The sequence below is a fragment of the Vreelandella aquamarina genome (genome assembly GCF_020075495.1).
Lineage (GTDB): Bacteria > Pseudomonadota > Gammaproteobacteria > Pseudomonadales > Halomonadaceae > Vreelandella > Vreelandella aquamarina_A.
The window spans coordinates 59,026-76,570 of sequence record NZ_JABYQT010000010.1; the positions used below are offsets into that span (position 1 = coordinate 59,026).

The 17,545-nt window shown below is 58.5% G+C and carries 18 protein-coding genes; 17 read left to right on the forward strand and 1 reads right to left on the reverse strand.

What is annotated here, in order from left to right; genetic code table 11:
• Position 1 precedes the first annotated feature (1 nt).
• From ileS to HW452_RS14410, 9 genes are all read left to right on the forward strand, one after another.
• Positions 2-2,833, forward strand: coding sequence for an isoleucine--tRNA ligase (gene ileS, locus HW452_RS14370; protein WP_224106785.1), 2,832 nt, complete (start codon positions 2-4; stop codon positions 2,831-2,833).
• Entirely contained in the window at positions 2,826-3,371 is a 546-nt protein-coding gene (lspA, locus tag HW452_RS14375) for a signal peptidase II (RefSeq protein ID WP_224106786.1), read from the forward strand. Before ileS ends, lspA begins: the two co-directional genes overlap by 8 nt.
• 66 nt (positions 3,372-3,437) lie before the next feature.
• Entirely contained in the window at positions 3,438-3,884 is a 447-nt protein-coding gene (gene fkpB, locus HW452_RS14380) for an FKBP-type peptidyl-prolyl cis-trans isomerase (protein ID WP_224106787.1), read from the forward strand.
• 37 nt (positions 3,885-3,921) lie between these two features.
• On the forward strand, positions 3,922-4,899 hold the full coding sequence (ispH, locus tag HW452_RS14385; RefSeq protein ID WP_224106788.1) for a 4-hydroxy-3-methylbut-2-enyl diphosphate reductase: 978 nt from the start codon (positions 3,922-3,924) through the stop codon (positions 4,897-4,899).
• Positions 4,900-4,933: 34 nt separating this feature from the next.
• Positions 4,934-5,338, forward strand: a complete 405-nt coding sequence (locus HW452_RS14390; RefSeq protein ID WP_224106789.1) for a type IV pilin protein — start codon at positions 4,934-4,936, stop codon at positions 5,336-5,338.
• Positions 5,339-5,758, forward strand: a complete 420-nt coding sequence (locus HW452_RS14395) for a type IV pilus modification PilV family protein (RefSeq protein ID WP_224106790.1) — start codon at positions 5,339-5,341, stop codon at positions 5,756-5,758.
• Positions 5,758-6,216 (forward strand): PilW family protein, encoded by a 459-nt coding sequence (locus tag HW452_RS14400; protein ID WP_224106791.1) that lies wholly within the window; start codon positions 5,758-5,760, stop codon positions 6,214-6,216. The genes HW452_RS14395 and HW452_RS14400 overlap by 1 nt, the downstream gene beginning before the upstream one ends.
• Positions 6,213-6,722, forward strand: a complete 510-nt coding sequence (locus HW452_RS14405; protein ID WP_224106792.1) for a pilus assembly PilX family protein — start codon at positions 6,213-6,215, stop codon at positions 6,720-6,722. The genes HW452_RS14400 and HW452_RS14405 overlap by 4 nt, the downstream gene beginning before the upstream one ends.
• 64 nt (positions 6,723-6,786) lie before the next feature.
• Positions 6,787-7,809, forward strand: a complete 1,023-nt coding sequence (locus HW452_RS14410; RefSeq protein ID WP_224106793.1) for a tryptophan--tRNA ligase — start codon at positions 6,787-6,789, stop codon at positions 7,807-7,809.
• A 71-nt stretch (positions 7,810-7,880) separates the two neighbouring features.
• Here the strand turns inward: HW452_RS14410 and HW452_RS14415 are convergent, their stop codons facing one another.
• Positions 7,881-8,399 carry an Hcp family type VI secretion system effector gene (locus HW452_RS14415; RefSeq protein WP_126950157.1) on the reverse strand — a complete coding sequence of 173 codons (519 nt, stop codon included), beginning with the start codon at positions 8,397-8,399 and terminating at the stop codon, positions 7,881-7,883.
• 626 nt (positions 8,400-9,025) lie between these two features.
• On the opposite strand from HW452_RS14415, the gene tssB reads away from it, so the two are divergent.
• The 8 genes from tssB to tssK are packed head-to-tail and all read left to right on the forward strand — an operon-like array spanning position 9,026 to position 17,544.
• On the forward strand, positions 9,026-9,529 hold the full coding sequence (tssB, locus tag HW452_RS14420; RefSeq protein ID WP_224106794.1) for a type VI secretion system contractile sheath small subunit: 504 nt from the start codon (positions 9,026-9,028) through the stop codon (positions 9,527-9,529).
• A 56-nt stretch (positions 9,530-9,585) separates the two neighbouring features.
• Positions 9,586-11,064 (forward strand): type VI secretion system contractile sheath large subunit, encoded by a 1,479-nt coding sequence (gene tssC, locus HW452_RS14425; protein WP_224106795.1) that lies wholly within the window; start codon positions 9,586-9,588, stop codon positions 11,062-11,064.
• A gap of 15 nt (positions 11,065-11,079) precedes the next feature.
• Positions 11,080-11,511: a type VI secretion system baseplate subunit TssE gene (gene tssE, locus HW452_RS14430; protein WP_224106796.1), complete on the forward strand. Its 432-nt coding sequence runs from the start codon at positions 11,080-11,082 to the stop codon at positions 11,509-11,511.
• Positions 11,512-11,529: 18 nt separating this feature from the next.
• Complete coding sequence (gene tssF / locus HW452_RS14435) at positions 11,530-13,293, forward strand: type VI secretion system baseplate subunit TssF (RefSeq protein WP_224106797.1); 1,764 nt, start codon at positions 11,530-11,532, stop codon at positions 13,291-13,293.
• Complete coding sequence (tssG, locus tag HW452_RS14440; protein ID WP_224106798.1) at positions 13,257-14,279, forward strand: type VI secretion system baseplate subunit TssG; 1,023 nt, start codon at positions 13,257-13,259, stop codon at positions 14,277-14,279. Before tssF ends, tssG begins: the two co-directional genes overlap by 37 nt.
• Positions 14,280-14,282: 3 nt before the next feature.
• Positions 14,283-15,662 (forward strand): type VI secretion system-associated FHA domain protein TagH, encoded by a 1,380-nt coding sequence (tagH, locus tag HW452_RS14445; protein ID WP_224106799.1) that lies wholly within the window; start codon positions 14,283-14,285, stop codon positions 15,660-15,662.
• A complete protein-coding gene (gene tssJ, locus HW452_RS14450) occupies positions 15,659-16,210 on the forward strand; it encodes a type VI secretion system lipoprotein TssJ (RefSeq protein WP_224106800.1) in 552 nt (183 codons plus the stop codon). Before tagH ends, tssJ begins: the two co-directional genes overlap by 4 nt.
• Positions 16,210-17,544: a type VI secretion system baseplate subunit TssK gene (tssK, locus tag HW452_RS14455; protein WP_224106801.1), complete on the forward strand. Its 1,335-nt coding sequence runs from the start codon at positions 16,210-16,212 to the stop codon at positions 17,542-17,544. Before tssJ ends, tssK begins: the two co-directional genes overlap by 1 nt.
• Position 17,545: the final 1 nt, after the last annotated feature.

Sequence of the window (17,545 nt, forward strand, 5' to 3'; positions counted from 1 at the left end):
CATGGACTATAAGCACACGCTAAACTTGCCTGAAACCGACTTTCCCATGCGCGGCATGCTGCCCAAGCAGGAGCCGGGGCGGGTGTCCCGCTGGCAGGACATGAACTTGTACCAGCGCCTGCGCGAAGCGCGTGCGGGCGCGCCGCTGTTCGTTCTGCACGATGGCCCTCCCTACGCCAACGGCAGTATTCATATCGGTCACGCCGTCAACAAGATCCTGAAAGACATCATCGTCAAATCGAAGAACCTGGCGGGCTTCGATGCCCCCTACGTGCCGGGCTGGGACTGCCACGGCCTGCCGATCGAGCACAAGGTGGAAACGACCCACGGCAAGCACCTGGCGCCGCAAAAAGCGCGTGAGCTGTGCCGGGAGTACGCGAGTGCCCAGGTCGAGACGCAGCTGGCGGATTTCGTGCGCCTGGGGGTGATTGGCGACTGGAATCACCCCTACCGCACCATGGAGTATGCCAACGAAGCGGGCGAGATTCGCGCACTGGCCGACATGGTCGATGCTGGGTTTGTCTTCAAGGGTCTGAAGCCGGTCAACTGGTGCTTTGACTGCGGCTCGGCCCTGGCCGAAGCGGAAGTCGAGTATCAGGACAAGAAATCCGATGCAATCGATGTTGCCTTCCCGGTGGAAGACGCCGAGAAACTTGCCGCCGCGTTCGGCCTGAGCGCACTGTCCAAGCCCGCCGCTGTCGTGATCTGGACCACCACGCCCTGGACCATCCCCGCCAACCAGGCGCTTAACGTGCACCCCGAGTTCACCTACGCGCTGGTGGATACCGGCGAGCGCTTGCTGCTGCTGGCCGAAGAGCTGGTGGAGAGCTGCCTTGAGCGCTTTGGCCTGGAAGGCGAGGTCATCGCTACCACCCAGGGCGAAAAGCTTGACCTGATCAACTTCCGCCACCCGTTCTATGATCGTCTGTCGCCGGTGTATCTGGCGGATTACGTCGAGTCGGAAGTGGGCAGCACCGGTATCGTTCACTCCGCGCCGTCCTACGGCCTGGACGACTTCACTACCTGCCGCGCCCACGGCATGAGCTTTGACGACATGCTGAACCCGGTGCAGGGCAACGGCGTGTATGTCGATGACCTGCCGTTCTTTGGCGGCCAGATGATCTGGAAAGCCAACCCCAACATCATCGAAAAGCTTGAAGAAGTGGGTGCGCTGATGGCGCATAAACCCATCGTGCACAGCTACATGCACTGCTGGCGCCACAAGACCCCGGTCATCTACCGTGCAACGGCTCAGTGGTTCGTGGGCATGGATATCCAGGGCAAGGATGGCAAGACCCTGCGCGAGCGTGCCCTGGAAGGCATCGAGGCCACGCAGTTCACGCCTGCCTGGGGCCAGGCACGCCTGCACAGCATGATCGCCAACCGCCCGGACTGGTGCATCTCGCGCCAGCGCAACTGGGGGGTGCCGATCCCGTTCTTCCTGCACAAGCAGAGCGGCGAGCTGCACCCGCGCACCGTCGAGCTGATGGAAGAGGTGGCCACGCGCGTGGAAGCGCAGGGCATCGATGCCTGGTTCAGCCTCGACCCTGCTGATCTGCTCGGCGCCGAGGCGGCGGAGTACGACAAGGTCACCGATACGCTGGACGTGTGGTTCGACTCCGGCACCACGCACCGCCACGTGCTGCGCGGTTCGCACCCACACGGTCACGAGAGCGGCCCGCGTGCCGATTTGTACCTGGAAGGCTCGGATCAGCACCGCGGCTGGTTCCACTCGTCGCTGCTGACCGGCTCGGCCATCGACGGTCATGCACCCTATCGTCAGCTGCTGACCCACGGCTTTACCGTGGACGCCCAGGGTCGCAAGCAATCCAAGTCGCTGGGTAACGTGGTAGCGCCGCAGTCGGTGATGGACAAGCTCGGCGCGGATATTCTGCGCCTGTGGGTAGCCTCTACCGATTACTCTGGTGAAATGGCGGTTTCTGACGAGATTCTGAAACGCACCGCGGATGTCTACCGGCGTATCCGTAACACCGCACGCTTTCTGCTCTCCAACCTCAACGGCTTCAACCCGGCAACGGATCAGGTCGCCTTTGGCGATATGCTGGCGCTGGATCAGTGGGTGGTGGACCGCGCGGCCCAGCTTCAAGGACGCATCGACAAGGCCTACGAAGAGTATCGCTTCCTGGATGTCTACCAGCAGGTGCACGGCTTCTGTGCCCGTGAGCTGGGCGGCTTCTATCTGGACGTGATCAAGGACCGCCAGTACACCACCCAGGCGGATTCGCTGGCACGGCGCAGCGCCCAGACCGCGCTTTACCATGTGGTCGAAGCGCTTTCCCGCTGGGTCGCGCCGATTCTTTCGTTCACCGCCGAAGAGATTTTCGAGCATATCCCTGGCGCGCGCGGCGACAGCGTGCTGCTGGAAACCTACTACACCGGCCTGGGTACCCTGGAAGAGGGCGCCGAGCTGGGCCGCGCGTTCTGGGAGCAGGTGCTCGAGGTCAAGCACGCGGTCAACAAGTGCCTGGAAGATGCACGTAATGCCAAGGTGATCAAGGGCAGCCTGGCAGCGGAAGTGACGTTGTATGTCAGCGATGAGCTCAGCGCTACCCTGGCCAAGCTGGGCGATGAGCTACGCTTTGTGATGCTGACCAGTGAAGTGCATCTGGCACCTTTGAGCGCGGCGGAAAATGCGGAGAGCACCGAGCTTGACGGTTTGAAAGTGGCAGTCAGTGCAAGCGATCATCAGAAGTGCGAGCGCTGCTGGCACCACCGCGCTGATGTCGGCACCCATGCAGATCATCCGGACCTGTGTGGCCGCTGTATCTCCAACCTGCCCGAGGGCAACGGTGAGACGCGCTACTATGCCTGATACGCTATCGAGCAGTGATGAAACCCTGAAGCGCCCGCCCATGCGCCAGCCGCTGCGCTGGCTGTGGGTGGCGGTGGCCGTTATCGTGCTGGACCTGGCCACCAAGGCGATTGCCAGCAGTCAGTTGGGGTATCTGCAGCCGGTGGAAGTGCTGCCGTTTTTCAACCTGACGTTGATGCACAACACCGGGGCGGCGTTCAGCTTTCTGGCAAGCCACCCCGGCTGGCAGCGTTGGTTTTTCGCCATTATTGCCATAGGGGCAAGCGTAGGCCTGACCATCTGGCTTTCGCGGGTCAAGGCGGATGAAACGTTGCTGGCCATTTCGCTGCCGCTGATCATCGGCGGAGCCTTGGGCAATCTATATGACCGCCTGATGCATGGCTACGTGGTCGACTTTCTGTCGTTTCATGTTGCCGGCTGGTACTACCCGGCATTCAACGTGGCGGATATCGGCATTACGCTGGGCGCCATTGGTCTGATCTGGGAGTCGGTAATGGGCGACCGGCGGCGCAGAAAGGCCGCCCGCGCGAGTGTCTAGGCACCCTCATCATTCAAGCCCCGGTGCTGGTGCTGGCCGGGGCGTTACCCTACAGCGAGCAGTCTCATGAGTGAATACCTGATTGATGACGGCATGGAAGTGACCCTTCACTTCACCCTGAAGCTTGAAGATGGCACGGTGGTCGACTCCACCAAGGAGAAGGCGCCAGCCACCTTTCAGTACGGGGATGGCAATTTGCCGCCAGGCTTCGAGCATCCCATCAAAGGCATGGCCGCCGGCGAAACTGGTGCCTTTGAAGTGCTGCCCGAGCACGCCTTTGGCCAGCATAATCCGCAGAACATCCAGACCCTGAAACGGGCCGACTTTGGCGATGAAACGCCAGAAGTCGGCATGGTGATGTCGTTTGCCGACAAGGCAGGAACGGAATTGCCCGGTGTGGTCAAAACCATCGAGGGCGAGCGGGTCGAGGTAGACTTCAATCACCCGCTGGCCGGGCGTACCCTGACGTTTGAGGTCGAGGTACTCGACGTCAAGCCGGTCACCACGCATTAATTCACCAAGCGATGCCCTTGCGCATCAAGGCGCTACTATGCAACCGACGCAAGCACAGCCCATTCAGATCAAACTAGCCAATCCGCGTGGTTTTTGTGCCGGCGTGGATCGCGCTATCGATATCGTCAATCGGGCACTGGATGTGTTCGGGCCGCCCATCTACGTCCGCCACGAAGTGGTTCATAACCGGTTTGTCGTGGAAAGCCTGCGCGAACGTGGCGCGGTGTTTGTCGAAGAACTCGACGAGGTGCCGGATGACGTGATCGTCATCTTTTCCGCCCACGGCGTCTCCCAAGCCGTGCAGGCAGATGCCGAGCGGCGTGGCTTGAAAGTGTTTGATGCTACCTGCCCGCTTGTCACCAAGGTGCACATGGAAGTGCTGCGCTACGCCAAGCGTGGCCAGGAGTGCATCCTGATCGGCCACGAAGGCCACCCGGAAGTGGAAGGCACCATGGGTCGCTACGACACGACCCACGGCGGGCATATTTACCTGGTGGAGGATGAGGAAGACGTGGCCAAGCTTACGGTCAACGACCCTTCGACCCTGGCCTTCGTGACCCAGACTACCCTTTCCATGGATGATACGGCCAAGGTGATCGATGCGCTGCGTGGGAAGTTCCCCGAGATCAGCGGGCCGCGCAAGGATGACATCTGCTACGCCACACAGAACCGCCAGGACGCCGTGCGCGAGCTGGCAGCGGACAGTGACCTGGTATTGGTGGTGGGTAGCCCCAACAGCTCCAACTCCAACCGCCTGCGTGAGCTTTCCGAGCGCATGGGGACGCCCGCCTACCTGATCGACAACGCCGACCAGATCGAGGGCGAGTGGCTTGAAAACGTCAGCCGCATCGGTGTCACGGCCGGGGCCAGCGCCCCGGAAGTATTGGTGAAAGGTGTGATTGCCAAGCTGCAGTCCTTGGGCGCTGCAGTGCCTGAAGAGCTTGAAGGGCGCGAGGAGAACATCACCTTTTCCATGCCCAAGGAACTGCGCGAGCAGGTGATCGTCAGCAGTTGATGGGCCGATGCCCGGGCCGAGACAGGAGCTTCATTTGACCCAGGCGGTTTATGCGTTCGCTGTACGCGCTGGCCATCCTTCGAAGGACCAGCGCGGCTTCACGCTCATCGAGCTGGTCGTGGTGATGGCCATTCTTGGCCTGCTCGCTGCCATGGCCTATTCAGGCGTTACCCGTCAGCAGCAGGCTGCCCTGCGCACCGATGCCCGCGCCGGGCTTTTGCAGGCCGCGGCCGAGCTCGAGCGCTGTCATCGCCGCAGGTTTACCTATCACGATTGCACGATTACGCCTGAGTCGCCCACCGGGCATTATACCCTTGCCCCGTCACACGTTACCGCGCGCTACTACTTGATCAGTGCCGCTTCCTCCAGGGAGGATGGTTGCGCAACTGCCCTTACGCTCGATAGTCGTGGAGAGCGCCTGCCCGAGACCTGCTGGTAAATGGCGCGCCAGACGGGATTTACGCTCATCGAGGCGCTGATGGCCCTGGCGCTGCTGGCCTTCGGACTGATGGGCGTGGCCGCCATGCAACTGACCTCGCTGCATGGCGCCATGGCGGGGTTTCAGCACTCGGTGGCAAGTCTTGCCGCCCTCGATGCCCAGGAGCGTGCCTGGGGGCGGCTCTCTCGTCTGCAGGGCTGTCGGCGTATCGACGTGGCAGCGCTGGAGGGTGACTGGCAGGCGCAGTGGTTTAATGACTCGCGCGCACCGCTCGGGGAGAGCGTCGGCAGCCTTCGGCGCACTGTCGTGGCAAGCGGCTGCGAGATGACGGTATCCATCGTGATGAAAGCGCGTGACCCTGACAGTATCGATGAGCACGTTGACTACGTCTTCCTTCTCCCGACGCTGGAGGAGGGCTGATGCGCAAGGGGTGTGCGGCGGGTTTCACGCTGGTGGAAATGATGGTGGCCCTGGTGATTGGTAGCGTCATCATTCTGGGCGCCGGTCAGCTCGTGCTCTCTCTGTTTACCACCTTCGAGCGCGTTGAAACCTTGAGCCGGCAGCAGGAGGCACTGATCTTTGCCACCCAGGCACTCACGCGGGATATCCGACACGGCCAGGCGCATCGTTATGACATCAGCGACTCACTGGCCGATGATGCCACCTGTGCGCTGCGCCGGGATGCTCAGCCGTTGATCGAAGGCCTGCATAAAGGCCACCGCGGCTGCAGCGCAATCGAGCTTTGGGATAAGAGCAACCAGGGAGTGCCGGGCCTTTACCGCGTCACGCTCGAATTCGACGATAGGCGCAGGTTCAGCTGGCATGTCATGCAGCGCGACCAGGTTGTGTCACGCACTCTCCCGGAGGTCGGTCGATGAAACAGCAACAGGGTGCCGCGCTGGTAGTGGTCATGGGGCTGCTTGCCGTCGGCCTGCTGGTGGGTATGGCCAGCCTGCGCTCGGCACTGGTGGATGAACGCTTGGCGGGCAACTACCGCGCCCTGGTTCAGACACAGATGGTGGAGGATAGCCTGCTGGTGGCTTTAGCCGCCAACGCGCATGCTGCGCAGCGTGACATCGAATTTGACCGTCTGGCAGCCACGCTGGGCCATGGTGAGCAGGCTGTACTCCAGGGCGAGATGCTGGAGCGGCTGCTGGACGTAGCCACGCTCCGCGCCCTTGCCCGTCGGTTACCGTTGGGTCCGGAGGAGGCAGGCACCACCTCATCGGCAGGCGGGCTCGCGCTCACGGTGCAGAAACTGGATAGCAGACGTCTGGCGGTTTTGGTGGGCCACCAGATAAAGGAGGCTACCCGCCCTCGGGCACAACTGGTGTTCATGCAAACCGACGCCGCGCCAGGCTGGCAGCTGGCGCGTTTTCAATGATGCCATTCGCCACGCGATAGGTGGCGCGTTATCATAGAATCATTTGCCCAAGAGCCTGAATACAATGAGTCAAACTGCGAAAACCCGTGTGCTGACGGGGATTACCACCTCCGGTACGCCACACTTAGGCAACTACGTGGGAGCCATCAAGCCCGCCATCGAAGCAAGCCAGGATCCGAACGTGCAACCGTTCTATTTTCTGGCGGATTACCACGCGCTGATCAAGTGCCAGGACCCCAAGCGCGTCCAGGCGTCGCGCCTGGAAATTGCCGCCACCTGGTTGGCGCTGGGGCTGGATACCGATAACGCGATCTTCTATCGCCAGTCCGACCTCATTGAAGTCCAGGAGCTTTCCTGGTTGCTCTCCTGTGTCTGCGCGAAAGGCTTGATGAATCGCGCCCATGCCTACAAGGCGGCAGTAGCCGAGAACGAACAGGCCGGTAGCCAGGACGCCGACAAAGGGATCACCATGGGGCTGTTTGGCTACCCCGTGCTGATGGCCGCCGACATCCTGATGTTCAACGCCAATAAAGTACCCGTCGGACGCGACCAGATTCAGCATATCGAAATGGCGCGCGACATGGCCGGGCGCTTCAACCACCTCTATAAAGGCCAGTACTTTACCCTGCCGGAGGCCGTGGTCAGCGAGAAGGGGGAAGTGTTGAAAGGGCTCGATGGGCGCAAGATGTCCAAAAGCTATGACAACACCATCCCGCTGTTTTCCACCGAGAAAAAACTGCAGAAACTGGTACGCAAGATCAAGACCAACTCGCTGGAGCCTGGCGAGCCCAAGGATCCGGATGCCTGTACGCTGTTCCAGATCTATTCAGCCTTTGCTTCCGATGGCGAAACCGCCGCAATGCGTGAGCAGTACGCCGCCGGCATCGGTTGGGGAGATGCCAAGAATCAGGTGTTCGAGTATCTCAACGCGCACCTGGCCGAGCCTCGTGAGCGCTACACAGCGCTGATGGAGGATCCTGCGTATATCGAAAGTGTGCTGCAAAAAGGCGCCTTGCGCGCTCGTGAGGAAGCTGCTGCCACCATGGACAAACTGCGCAGCGCCGTAGGCCTTGGGCGCTTTGTCTAAAAGGTGGTACCGACCAATAAAAACCCCTTCCAGTGGAAGGGGTTTTTTTAATGCGAGCATCAAACGAAGGCTTAGCCTTCGATGGGCGCGCGCCAGTCGTCCGAGCCAGAAGTACCGGCAACGGTGTGTTCCCAGTCAATCTTGCGGTACGCCAGAGAAACATCCATCAGCTGGGTAAATTCAGCCTTGTTGATGTCCTGAGCGTGCGGCATACGCAGGTTGATATCCACGATCGTGGCATCGGTCAGCGTGGTGGTGAAGAAGTGCTCCTGCTTACCTTCAACAGAGGTGCGGTACCACTTCAGCGCAACGTTGGGCAGCATTTCACCGGACGCAAGGGCGTTGTACATCAGCGGCACGGCCTTGTTCAGGGCAACGGTGAACACGAACGGCTTGTGCGCGCGCTGGCCGGAAGGCTGACCTGACTGCGGGTCGGTGGGTACAGTGACGACGTGCTTGAATTCCTGAACCAGCATTTCGTCTTCGTGGCCTTCCACGTAGATGTTGCCTACGGAATCAGGGGTGAATGCACCGGCAGTGATGTTGCCCTGAGTCTGGCCTTCGATGCTGATATAACATGGTGTTGGCATGATCTGCTCCTTGACGAAAAAGTCATTGATGTCCAACGGACACCAGATTTATAGCAATCCACATGCCACTATTTTTTTTATTTTATATTTCATGACCTTATATTTTTTTCATTCTTTTTTATTAATTTTGATTGGGCAATGGGTTGCTTGCCAGAAGGCAACTTGTTGCCTGTCTGGCAATGAGTTGCCTGGTTTAAGCGGTAATCAAGAAAGCGAACACCTTGATTACTTTGGAGTGTTTCAAAATGTGATTAAAAAGTAACTTTATGTTTATTTTTTGCGTGTTTTTCGTTTAATGGTACTTTCACTCTGTGCCATAAATTGCGATTTGTTCCTCCCTTTCAGGCAGCGCCTTGTGCGTAAAAGCTGACATCTGGTTAAGAGATTGCCGACAGTTTTTGTAAGAAATTTCTTACAAATGGTTCCTGTTTTATCTATTTGAATTTAGTTTTGAGTCTATTTGTCCCGATATGCGTCTAAAATCAGCATTAAAGACAGATTTTAATTGTCGAAGTGTTGTCTCATTTTAATAGCTTAAGTAGAGAATTCATTCTTATTTAGCTAACGTTACCTGATCGAGAATTTTATACGGTTACATTCAGACACTTCTTTCAAGGTAGACTGCTATGGCTAAACAAGGGACCGTTGCGCCTAAAGAGCGCATCAATATCAAGTACGTGCCGGCCACAGATGGTCAGCAGGCTGATACCGAACTTCCATTGAAGCTACTGGTAGTGGGCGACTTCAAGGGTGGAGAGGAAGAAACACCTATCGAAGAACGCCAAGCCGTTTCGGTTGATAAAAACAACTTCCAATCGGTAATGCGTGAAGCGGGGCTAACGCTTCAGACAGCAGTGCCCAATCGTCTGGACGACAGTGAAGAGCCTGGCGACATGCCGGTTGATCTGACGTTCAAGTCCCTGGAGGACTTCTCTCCGGATGCCATCGCCAAACAGGTTCCCGAGCTGCGCAAGCTGGTTGAACTGCGTGAAGCACTGGTTGCCTTGAAAGGCCCGCTGGGCAATGTTCCCGCCTTTCGTGATCGTTTACAGAAGCTTCTTGAGAACGATGATGCCCGCCAGCAGCTGCTAAATGAACTTGAGCTGCTCGATTCAGATCGCAATCAATAACGGTTATCGCCAACCGCGCATCTATCAAACCGGTAAAACGATTTCGAGGCACAGCGATGAGTAAAACGGCTAAGCAGCAAGCAACAGTGACAGAAGCAGCGGAAGGCTCGCTTCTGGATCAGGTGATGGCGCAAACACGCATGGCGCCAGCGGATGAGGGATATGACGTTGCCAAGCAAGGGGTGGCGGCCTTCATTGCAGAGCTTTTAAACAGCAACGATGACGCACCCACGGTCAACAAGTCGCTCGTCGATAGCATGATCGTCGAGCTTGATCGTAAGATCAGTCATCAGGTCGATGAAATTCTGCACGAAAGCGAATTTCAGCAGCTTGAATCTGCATGGCGCGGCTTGAAGCTCCTCGTTGATCGCACTGACTTCCGTGAAAATATCAAGCTGGATGTCTTGCACGCGACCAAGCAAGAGCTGCTTGATGATTTCGAGTTCGCCCCGGAGATCAGCCAGAGCGGCCTTTATCACCACGTCTACAACGCGGGCTATGGTCAGTTTGGCGGCGAGCCTGTTGCCGGTATTATCGGGCACTACGATTTCACGCCCTCAACACCGGATATGAAGCTTCTGCAGTATTCTGCCGCGGTCGGGGCAATGGCGCATGCGCCCTTCATGTCATCGGTGGCACCCTCCTTCTTCGGTATCGAAAGCTTTGAAGAGCTGCCCAACATCAAGGACTTCAAGGCAATTTTCGAAGGGCCGAAATATGCCCGTTGGCGCAGTCTTCGCGAGTCTGATGACGCACGCTACCTGGGGCTGACCGCTCCGCGTTTTCTGCTGCGTACGCCTTACGATCCGGTCGAGAACCCCATCAAGACCTTCAATTATCGTGAAACCGTCAGCGAAGATCACGAGCATTATCTGTGGGGCAACACCGCTTATCTGCTGGCTGAGCGCCTGACGGACAGCTTCGCCAAATACCGCTGGTGCCCCAATATCATCGGCCCGCAAAGCGGTGGTGCCGTTGAAAACCTGCCGGTTCACACCTACGAGGCGTTTGGTCAACTGCAGGCCAAGATTCCTACGGAGGTCCTGATTACCGACCGCCGCGAGTTCGAGATGGCCGAAGAGGGTTTTATCTCGCTGACCATGCGCAAGGGCAGTGACAACGCAGCGTTCTTTTCGGCCAACTCGGTACAAAAGCCGAAGGTATTCCCCAATACCGCCGAAGGCAAGATGGCAGAAACCAACTTCAAGTTGGGTACTCAGCTTCCCTACATGTTCATCATCAATCGCCTGGCGCACTACGTCAAAGTGCTGCAGCGCGAGCAGATTGGTTCCTGGAAAGAGCGTCAGGATCTGGAGCGTGAGCTTAACGCCTGGATTCGCCAGTATGTTGCCGATCAAGAAAACCCGCCGGCAGATGTGCGCAGCCGTCGCCCGCTACGCGCGGCCTCCATCCAGGTGTCCGATGTTGAAGGCGAGCCGGGCTGGTATCAGGTTTCCATGTCAGTACGCCCGCATTTCAAATATATGGGGGCTAACTTTGAGCTATCACTGGTCGGACGTCTCGACAAGGAATAAAGGGCTGGTGGAGTCATGGCAACTGACAGTAGCGGATTGTTAAGCAGTCGGTTGTTTGAGCGCCTCGCTACGCCCCACCAATCCGTGCCTCTTGAGGAAGAGGCACGGTTGGTAGAAGTGGTCGAGTCGATCAAGCGCCACCTGGTTGAGTTGCTCAACAGCCACCCTGGTAATAACGCCTGCGCGCCCGATCTGGGACTGCTTGACTTCAATGACGCCACCATTGGTGTGCTGGACCTGGAGCTCAACATTCAGCAGGCCATTCGCCAGTGCATCGAGCGTTTCGAACCACGAGTGCAGCGGGTAGATGTCGAGTCGCTGCCCAATGCAGGTGATCCGCTGCAGCTACGCTTTCAGGTGCATGCCACGGTTGCGTTAGGCAGGGAAAGTGCGCTGACCACCATTGACCTGGTGTTAAACAACAAGCGTTATCAGTGTCTCAATTGATTGACCCGAGGGGCACGCATGCTCAACCGTTATTATCGTGATGAACTCAATTTTCTAAAGCGCCAGGGGCGTGAGTTTGCACAGTCAAACCCGAACCTAAGCCGGTTTCTATCCGAGCGCAGCACGGATCCGGACGTTGAACGGCTGCTGGAAGGCTTTGCCTTTCTGACCGGGCGCATGCGGGAAAAAGTGGAAGATGAGTTTCCGGAGCTTACCCATTCACTGATCAGCATGCTGTGGCCGAACTACTTGCGGCCGGTGCCCAGCATGACGGTTGTGCAGTTTACCCCCATGTGGCACTCCCTGAGCCAGCATCAGCAGGTAAACCGGGGAACCGAGCTTGCCAGCAACGCTGTCGAAAATACGTCTTGTCTGTTTCGCACTTGTCATGACGTCACGCTTTATCCGCTGGAGCATGCGGGCGTAGAGGCGCGGCATACGCGGGAAACCTCACTGGTCGAGCTGTCGATGGATGTACACAGTGACCAGCCCATGAAGGATATGGGCATCACGTCATTGCGTCTGCATCTGGGCGGCGATACCTATACGGCGCGTACGCTCTATCTCTGGATGAGCCACTATCTGACTCGTCTTGAAATCGACATTGATGGAAAGCGTCAGACGTTGCCAGCCAATGCGTTGAAGGCTGTCGGGTTCGAGCGCGACCAGGCGCTTCTACCCTATCCAAGCAACGTGCATCAAGGGTATCGCATACTGCAGGAGTATCTCTGCTTTCCAGAGGCGTTCCACTTCTTTGATGTACAGGGCCTGAATCAGGTATTACCTGATGCGGCTGCCACGCGGGTCACGCTCCGCTTTATCTTTGCGCGCCCGCTGCCGACCGATGCGCGTATCCAGAACGAGCACCTGGCCCTTTACTGCACGCCGGCCATCAACCTCTTCGAGCACGATGCTGAGCCTATCGACCTGACGGGCGAACGCAGCGAATACCGTATACGGCCCAGTAGCAAGGCCCCGTCACACTACGAAATATTCAGTGTGGATAGCGTAGTGGGGCGCTTGGAAGGTGAGCAGAGCACGTCGAAGACCGCTGTACGGCGGTATGTGCCGTTTGAAAGTTTTCAGCATCAGATCGAGCGAGACAAAGGGCGTCAGGCACTCCATTTCCGTGTGCGTGTCGGAAACAGCCTGCGCAGCGATGGTTTCGATCACGATATTGCATTTATACGTGAGGACGAGCAGGCGTGCCAGGGGCGGCGAGAGACTATTTCCCTTGCCCTGACCTGTTCCAATCGCGAGCTACCGGAGCGGTTGACCGTTGGCGATGTGTGCGTTGGCACAGAAAATAGCCCCTCGTTCGCCACTTTTTCCAATATTACTCGGCCCACGCCGGTACTGCGACCCGCCATTGATGACGGCCTTTTGTGGATTTTGATCTCGAACCTGTCGCTTAACTATCTCTCTCTGCTCAATCGCGATGCGCTGTGTTCGGTATTGAGGGCGTATGACTTCCGCGCTCTGGTAGATCGCCAGGCAGAGCGCATCGCCCAGAAGCGCCTGTCCGGGATCGTGAGTATCGACACCCAGCCAGTTGATCGTCTGCGCAAAGGGCTGCCGGTACGTGGTTTGCGCTCTGTCATGACACTGGATCAGGACGCGTTTGGTGATGAAGGCAGCTTGTACCTGTTTGGCAGCGTGCTTGCCCGTTTCCTGTCGCTTTACGCCAGCATCAATTCGTTTCATGAGCTTCAAGTCATCAATCGCCATAACCAAGAGCGCTATGTATGGAGCTTACAGGAAGGGCAGCAGCCACTGATGTAGCGCTGGCGCCCTTGCTCGACAAGGCGCGACGCTACGAATTTTTCCAGCTGGTCGAGCTGCTGCACCGTCATCACGGCGATGATCAGGAGCGGCGGCATGGCGGTAGCGTGCCGTCATTTCAGCGCGTGCGCTACAGGACCTCCGCGTCGCTCGGTTTTCCGGGAAGTGACGTGCTGGCACTCGGGGTCGATAAGCACGGCCAGTATGAGATGGAGGTAAGTTTTCTGGGGCTGCAGGGCGCTCAATCGCCTTTACCCAGTTACTACCTGGAAGCGCTGGCTCACGAGTCCGCGCACAAGGAAGGAGCGGCAGGCGACTTTCTTGATTTCTTCAACCATCGTCTGCTGACCCTGATGCACCAGAACTGGCGGAAATATCGCCACTACGTGCGCTATCAGGACAATGCACAGGATGGCTTTTCAGCGGCCGTATTTGCGCTGGTAGGGCTTGCCGATGACAACCTGCGCGGCGAGACGCCCATCAACTGGAGCAAGATGCTGGCTTACGCCGGGCTTCTGGCAGGGCGTTCGCGTTCACCAGATGTGGTCACCGGCATAGTCAGCCATTGCTTTGATCTGGCTCGCGTGGAAATCGAGGAGTGGGTCCACCGTTGGGTGGAGATCCCTCTGAGCCAGCGTAGCCGCATGGGACTTTCAGGCATGACGCTGGGTGAAGATATGGTTGCAGGTGAGCGAGTAGCCGATGTGAATGGCAAATTTGCGCTTTGCCTTCGCGGGTTGAGTCTTGAACGCTTTCGCGACTTCCTGCCCGATGGTGAAGAGCATCAGCCGTTGAAGACACTGGTCAGCTTTGTACTGCGCGAACCGCTCGCCTACGACCTGGAACTGGAATTGCTGGAAAGCGAGGTCAAGCCCATGCGCCTTGGCGATGCCGGGTCCTGCCAGCTGGGCTGGACCACCTTTGTAGACCCTGATGGTGACGATGCCTCGACACGTCGCCGTGTACGCATTCAGATGATGAGTTAACGCATGCAAGTCGATCCGTTTGATGCCGTGACCTTAGTAGTGGTGAACAGCGAACAGCTGGAAGGCCGTTCGTCCAGTAGCTATGTCTTCCAGGGCGAGGGGGGAACGCTTGGCAGCAGTGATTACGACGACTGGTTACTGCAGGACCACGCCGGAAGGGTACGTCCCCAACATGCCGAAATTACCAAGATCGACGGCAAGTTCTGCCTGATCGACTGCAGCGGCCATACCTTCATCAACCGCGCCACGCTGCCTGTCGGGCGCAATCGTAAAGTTGCCCTGCGCGATGGTGATGAACTGACGATTGGCGTGTATCGCATGAAGGTGCACACCGGCGACCGGCATGCCTGGCAACCTGGTGTGCATTCGCTTACCACGCTGATCGATGAGGAGCATGACGACGTCACGGCCTATGAGCACGCTGTATGGCCTATGGGAAGCGAGCCAGCAGAGCGTCATCAGACCCAGCAGGACGACCCGATAGAAGCGTTGGGTGGTGTTGTTCCCGGCTCGCTGCAGCATGACCCTATGATCGCGCTGGATAAAGACGCTGCACCGCCAGCCACCCTGGAGCCACTGGATGCAAGTCCCAGCGCGTATCGCAGCCACACTAACGAATGGCGCCAGCAAGAGCAGCGCGACGAAGCGGTACGCCTTCCCGATATCAAACCCTTGAATGGCATCACAAAACAGAGGAGCAGTGGCATGGATGAACGGCAGCTAAACGACTTGGAACGCTCTGTTGGCGAGCAACTGGAAGATCGCTGGCAGCAGCCCACTACGCAGGCGCTAAGCCATGTAGGTGCCGACCCGCTGCTGAGGGGGCTGGGACTCGATCTGCCATTCCAGAACAGCGAAGAGCAGCAGGCGTTTCTAGAAGAAGCAGGCCAGACATTGCGCGCCACCATTGATGGCCTGCGCCGACTGCAGCAGAGCCAGAACGATAGCAAGTACCCGCTTCGCGACCGTCGCTTGCAGCCTATCGAGGACAATCCTCTGCGTCTGGGCCTTGCGTTTGAAGAGACGGCGGAGACCATGTTCTCGGCACAGCGCAGCCCCGTTCATCTATCGGCCCCGGAAGCGGTGGCCGAGAGCCTGCGCCATCAGGGCCAGCATCAGGCGGCGGTCGAAGAAGCCATCGGCCAGGCGCTGGGCGCCATTCTTGATGCCTTCTCGCCCGAGGCGCTGCTCAAGCGCTTTCATGCCTATCGCGGCGCTGGCAATCGAATCGAGGACGAAGGCGGCTGGGCCTGGGAAATGTACCAGCACTACTACCGCGAGCTGAACTCTGGTCGCCAGCAGGGCTTTCAGAAGCTTTTCTGGGAAGTGTTCGAGCAGGGATATGACCAGTCAGTGCGTCGCCAGCAGCGGGAGGAGGCATGAGTGCGCCTGGCCTGAACATGACGGTCGTGCGCCTTGTCGGGCTGTTCTGCCTGTTGCTCCTGCTGGCCGGTTGCGCATCTACCCGGGAAGCGGCAGGCAAGACGTGGCAGGTAATGCGTGATCCCTCCATTCCAGTAGGCTATCCCGAGGATCGTCCGACGACGGTGGATATCAGCATGGTGGCCGAGCCTAATGTGAACCCCAACGTGGAGGGAGATGGCACGCCGCTGCGCTTTCAGGTGCTGCAACTCAAGGATGACTCCATGCTGATGGCGGCGGACCTGAGCCAACTGCATGCAGACCTGGAGGCCGCGCTGGGCACGAACTACCTGACTCACGACGACTTTACCCTGCTGCCGGGACAGTGGAAGTTCTACGAACCGTTCGCGGTTGATGAAGAGACACGCTACATCGGGCTGATCGCCTTTTATGCCACGCCCAACGAGGCGGAATGGAAAAAGGTCGTGAAAGTCACCAGCCGTGGGGAGCACTACCACCTGCTGGTTCACCTCCGTGACAGTGAAGTAGAGCTAAGGAAGGAAGAGTAATGGCTAGCCGCAATCGAGTGGTATGGAGCGAGGGCCTGTTCATCAAGCCCCAGCACTTCCAGCAGCAGCAGCGCAGCCTGGAAGGACTTCTGGATACACGCCTCAAGGGGGTCAGCCACTACCTCTACGGATTCTTATCCCTTGAGCTGAATAACGAATTTCTCAGCTTTGGGCGCATAGCGATCAGCCGGGCCAGCGGCGTTACGCCCGATGGTATCGCTTTTCACCTGCCCGCAGACGATGTCGAGCCGACACCGCTCGAGATCGATGATGCAAGCATTACCAACCAGGTTGTGTACCTGGGCCTGCCGTTGGCCACCGACGGCGTGGGTGAAGTGCGCTGGCCAGAAGATGATTTGCCTGCACGCTACCGCCTTTCCTCGCGCAGCGTGCGCGACCTTCACTCTCAGGATGGGTCCACCGCCGAGCTTGAAGTTGCACGGGTTTCACCGCGTCTGCTGCTTGAGCGCGATGACCGCAGCGGCTATGCCTGCCTTGCCGTGGCGCGCATCGTCGAGCGCCGCCCGGATGGCAGCCTGGTACTGGATGAACAGTTCCTGCCCACGCTGCTTAACGTACAGGCGGCTCCTGGCTTGCAGCGGTTCGTGGGTGAAATGGCGGGCCTGATGCGTGAGCGGGCGCGCAATATCGCCCAACGGCTTTCCACTCCCCATCAGGCAGGCGTTGCGGATGTATCTGACTTCATGCTGCTGCAGCTCCTCAACCGTGCCCAGCCCCGCTTTCAGCATCTGGCGCGCCTTGGGCAACTGCATCCGGAGCGTCTCTACGACACCATGCACGAAATCGCCTGTGAGCTGGTGACCTTTACCGATGAATCTCGGCTGCCGCCGGAGTGCCCGGCCTACGATCACGACCACCCTGAACGGGCCTTCAAGCCGCTGATGAAGATGCTGCGCCAGGCGCTTTCTACCGTGCTTGAACCACGGGCAGTGGCGATCCAGCTGCAGTCACGCCGCTTCGGCCTGCTGGTGGCGCCGCTTTCCGATCTCAGCTTGATCGAATCTGCCGAGTTCATCCTGGCCGTGCGTGCCGACATGCCCAATGAGCGTCTGCGCAAGCTGTTTCTGCAGCAGACCAAGGTTGCAAGCGTCGAGCGCATTCGCGATCTCATCAGCCTGCAACTGCCTGGCGTACCGCTCGAGCCGCTGCCGGTGGCCCCCCGCGAGCTGCCTTATCACGCCGGCTACACCTACTTTCAGCTGGACCGCCAGAGCGAAGCGTGGGGAATGCTTAACGGCGCCAGCGGCTTTGCGTTTCACGTAGCCGGGGAGTTCCCGGGTCTGGAAATGCAGTTCTGGGCGATCAGGAGTTAAA

Excerpts from the sequence above, each read along its gene's own strand:
- tssF (WP_224106797.1), top strand. The coding sequence starts at position 11,530 with ATGCTCAACCGTTATTATCGTGATGAACTCAATTTTCTAAAGCGCCAG.
- HW452_RS14410 (WP_224106793.1), top strand. The coding sequence starts at position 6,787 with ATGAGTCAAACTGCGAAAACCCGTGTGCTGACGGGGATTACCACCTCC.
- tssG (WP_224106798.1), top strand. The coding sequence starts at position 13,257 with ATGGAGCTTACAGGAAGGGCAGCAGCCACTGATGTAGCGCTGGCGCCC.
- tssE (WP_224106796.1), top strand. The coding sequence starts at position 11,080 with ATGGCAACTGACAGTAGCGGATTGTTAAGCAGTCGGTTGTTTGAGCGC.
- lspA (WP_224106786.1), top strand. The coding sequence starts at position 2,826 with ATGCCTGATACGCTATCGAGCAGTGATGAAACCCTGAAGCGCCCGCCC.
- fkpB (WP_224106787.1), top strand. The coding sequence starts at position 3,438 with ATGAGTGAATACCTGATTGATGACGGCATGGAAGTGACCCTTCACTTC.
- tssK (WP_224106801.1), top strand. The coding sequence starts at position 16,210 with ATGGCTAGCCGCAATCGAGTGGTATGGAGCGAGGGCCTGTTCATCAAG.
- HW452_RS14400 (WP_224106791.1), top strand. The coding sequence starts at position 5,758 with ATGCGCAAGGGGTGTGCGGCGGGTTTCACGCTGGTGGAAATGATGGTG.
- HW452_RS14405 (WP_224106792.1), top strand. The coding sequence starts at position 6,213 with ATGAAACAGCAACAGGGTGCCGCGCTGGTAGTGGTCATGGGGCTGCTT.
- ispH (WP_224106788.1), top strand. The coding sequence starts at position 3,922 with ATGCAACCGACGCAAGCACAGCCCATTCAGATCAAACTAGCCAATCCG.
- HW452_RS14415 (WP_126950157.1), bottom strand. The coding sequence starts at position 8,399 with ATGCCAACACCATGTTATATCAGCATCGAAGGCCAGACTCAGGGCAAC.
- tssJ (WP_224106800.1), top strand. The coding sequence starts at position 15,659 with ATGAGTGCGCCTGGCCTGAACATGACGGTCGTGCGCCTTGTCGGGCTG.
- ileS (WP_224106785.1), top strand. The coding sequence starts at position 2 with ATGGACTATAAGCACACGCTAAACTTGCCTGAAACCGACTTTCCCATG.
- tagH (WP_224106799.1), top strand. The coding sequence starts at position 14,283 with ATGCAAGTCGATCCGTTTGATGCCGTGACCTTAGTAGTGGTGAACAGC.
- HW452_RS14395 (WP_224106790.1), top strand. The coding sequence starts at position 5,339 with ATGGCGCGCCAGACGGGATTTACGCTCATCGAGGCGCTGATGGCCCTG.
- tssC (WP_224106795.1), top strand. The coding sequence starts at position 9,586 with ATGAGTAAAACGGCTAAGCAGCAAGCAACAGTGACAGAAGCAGCGGAA.
- tssB (WP_224106794.1), top strand. The coding sequence starts at position 9,026 with ATGGCTAAACAAGGGACCGTTGCGCCTAAAGAGCGCATCAATATCAAG.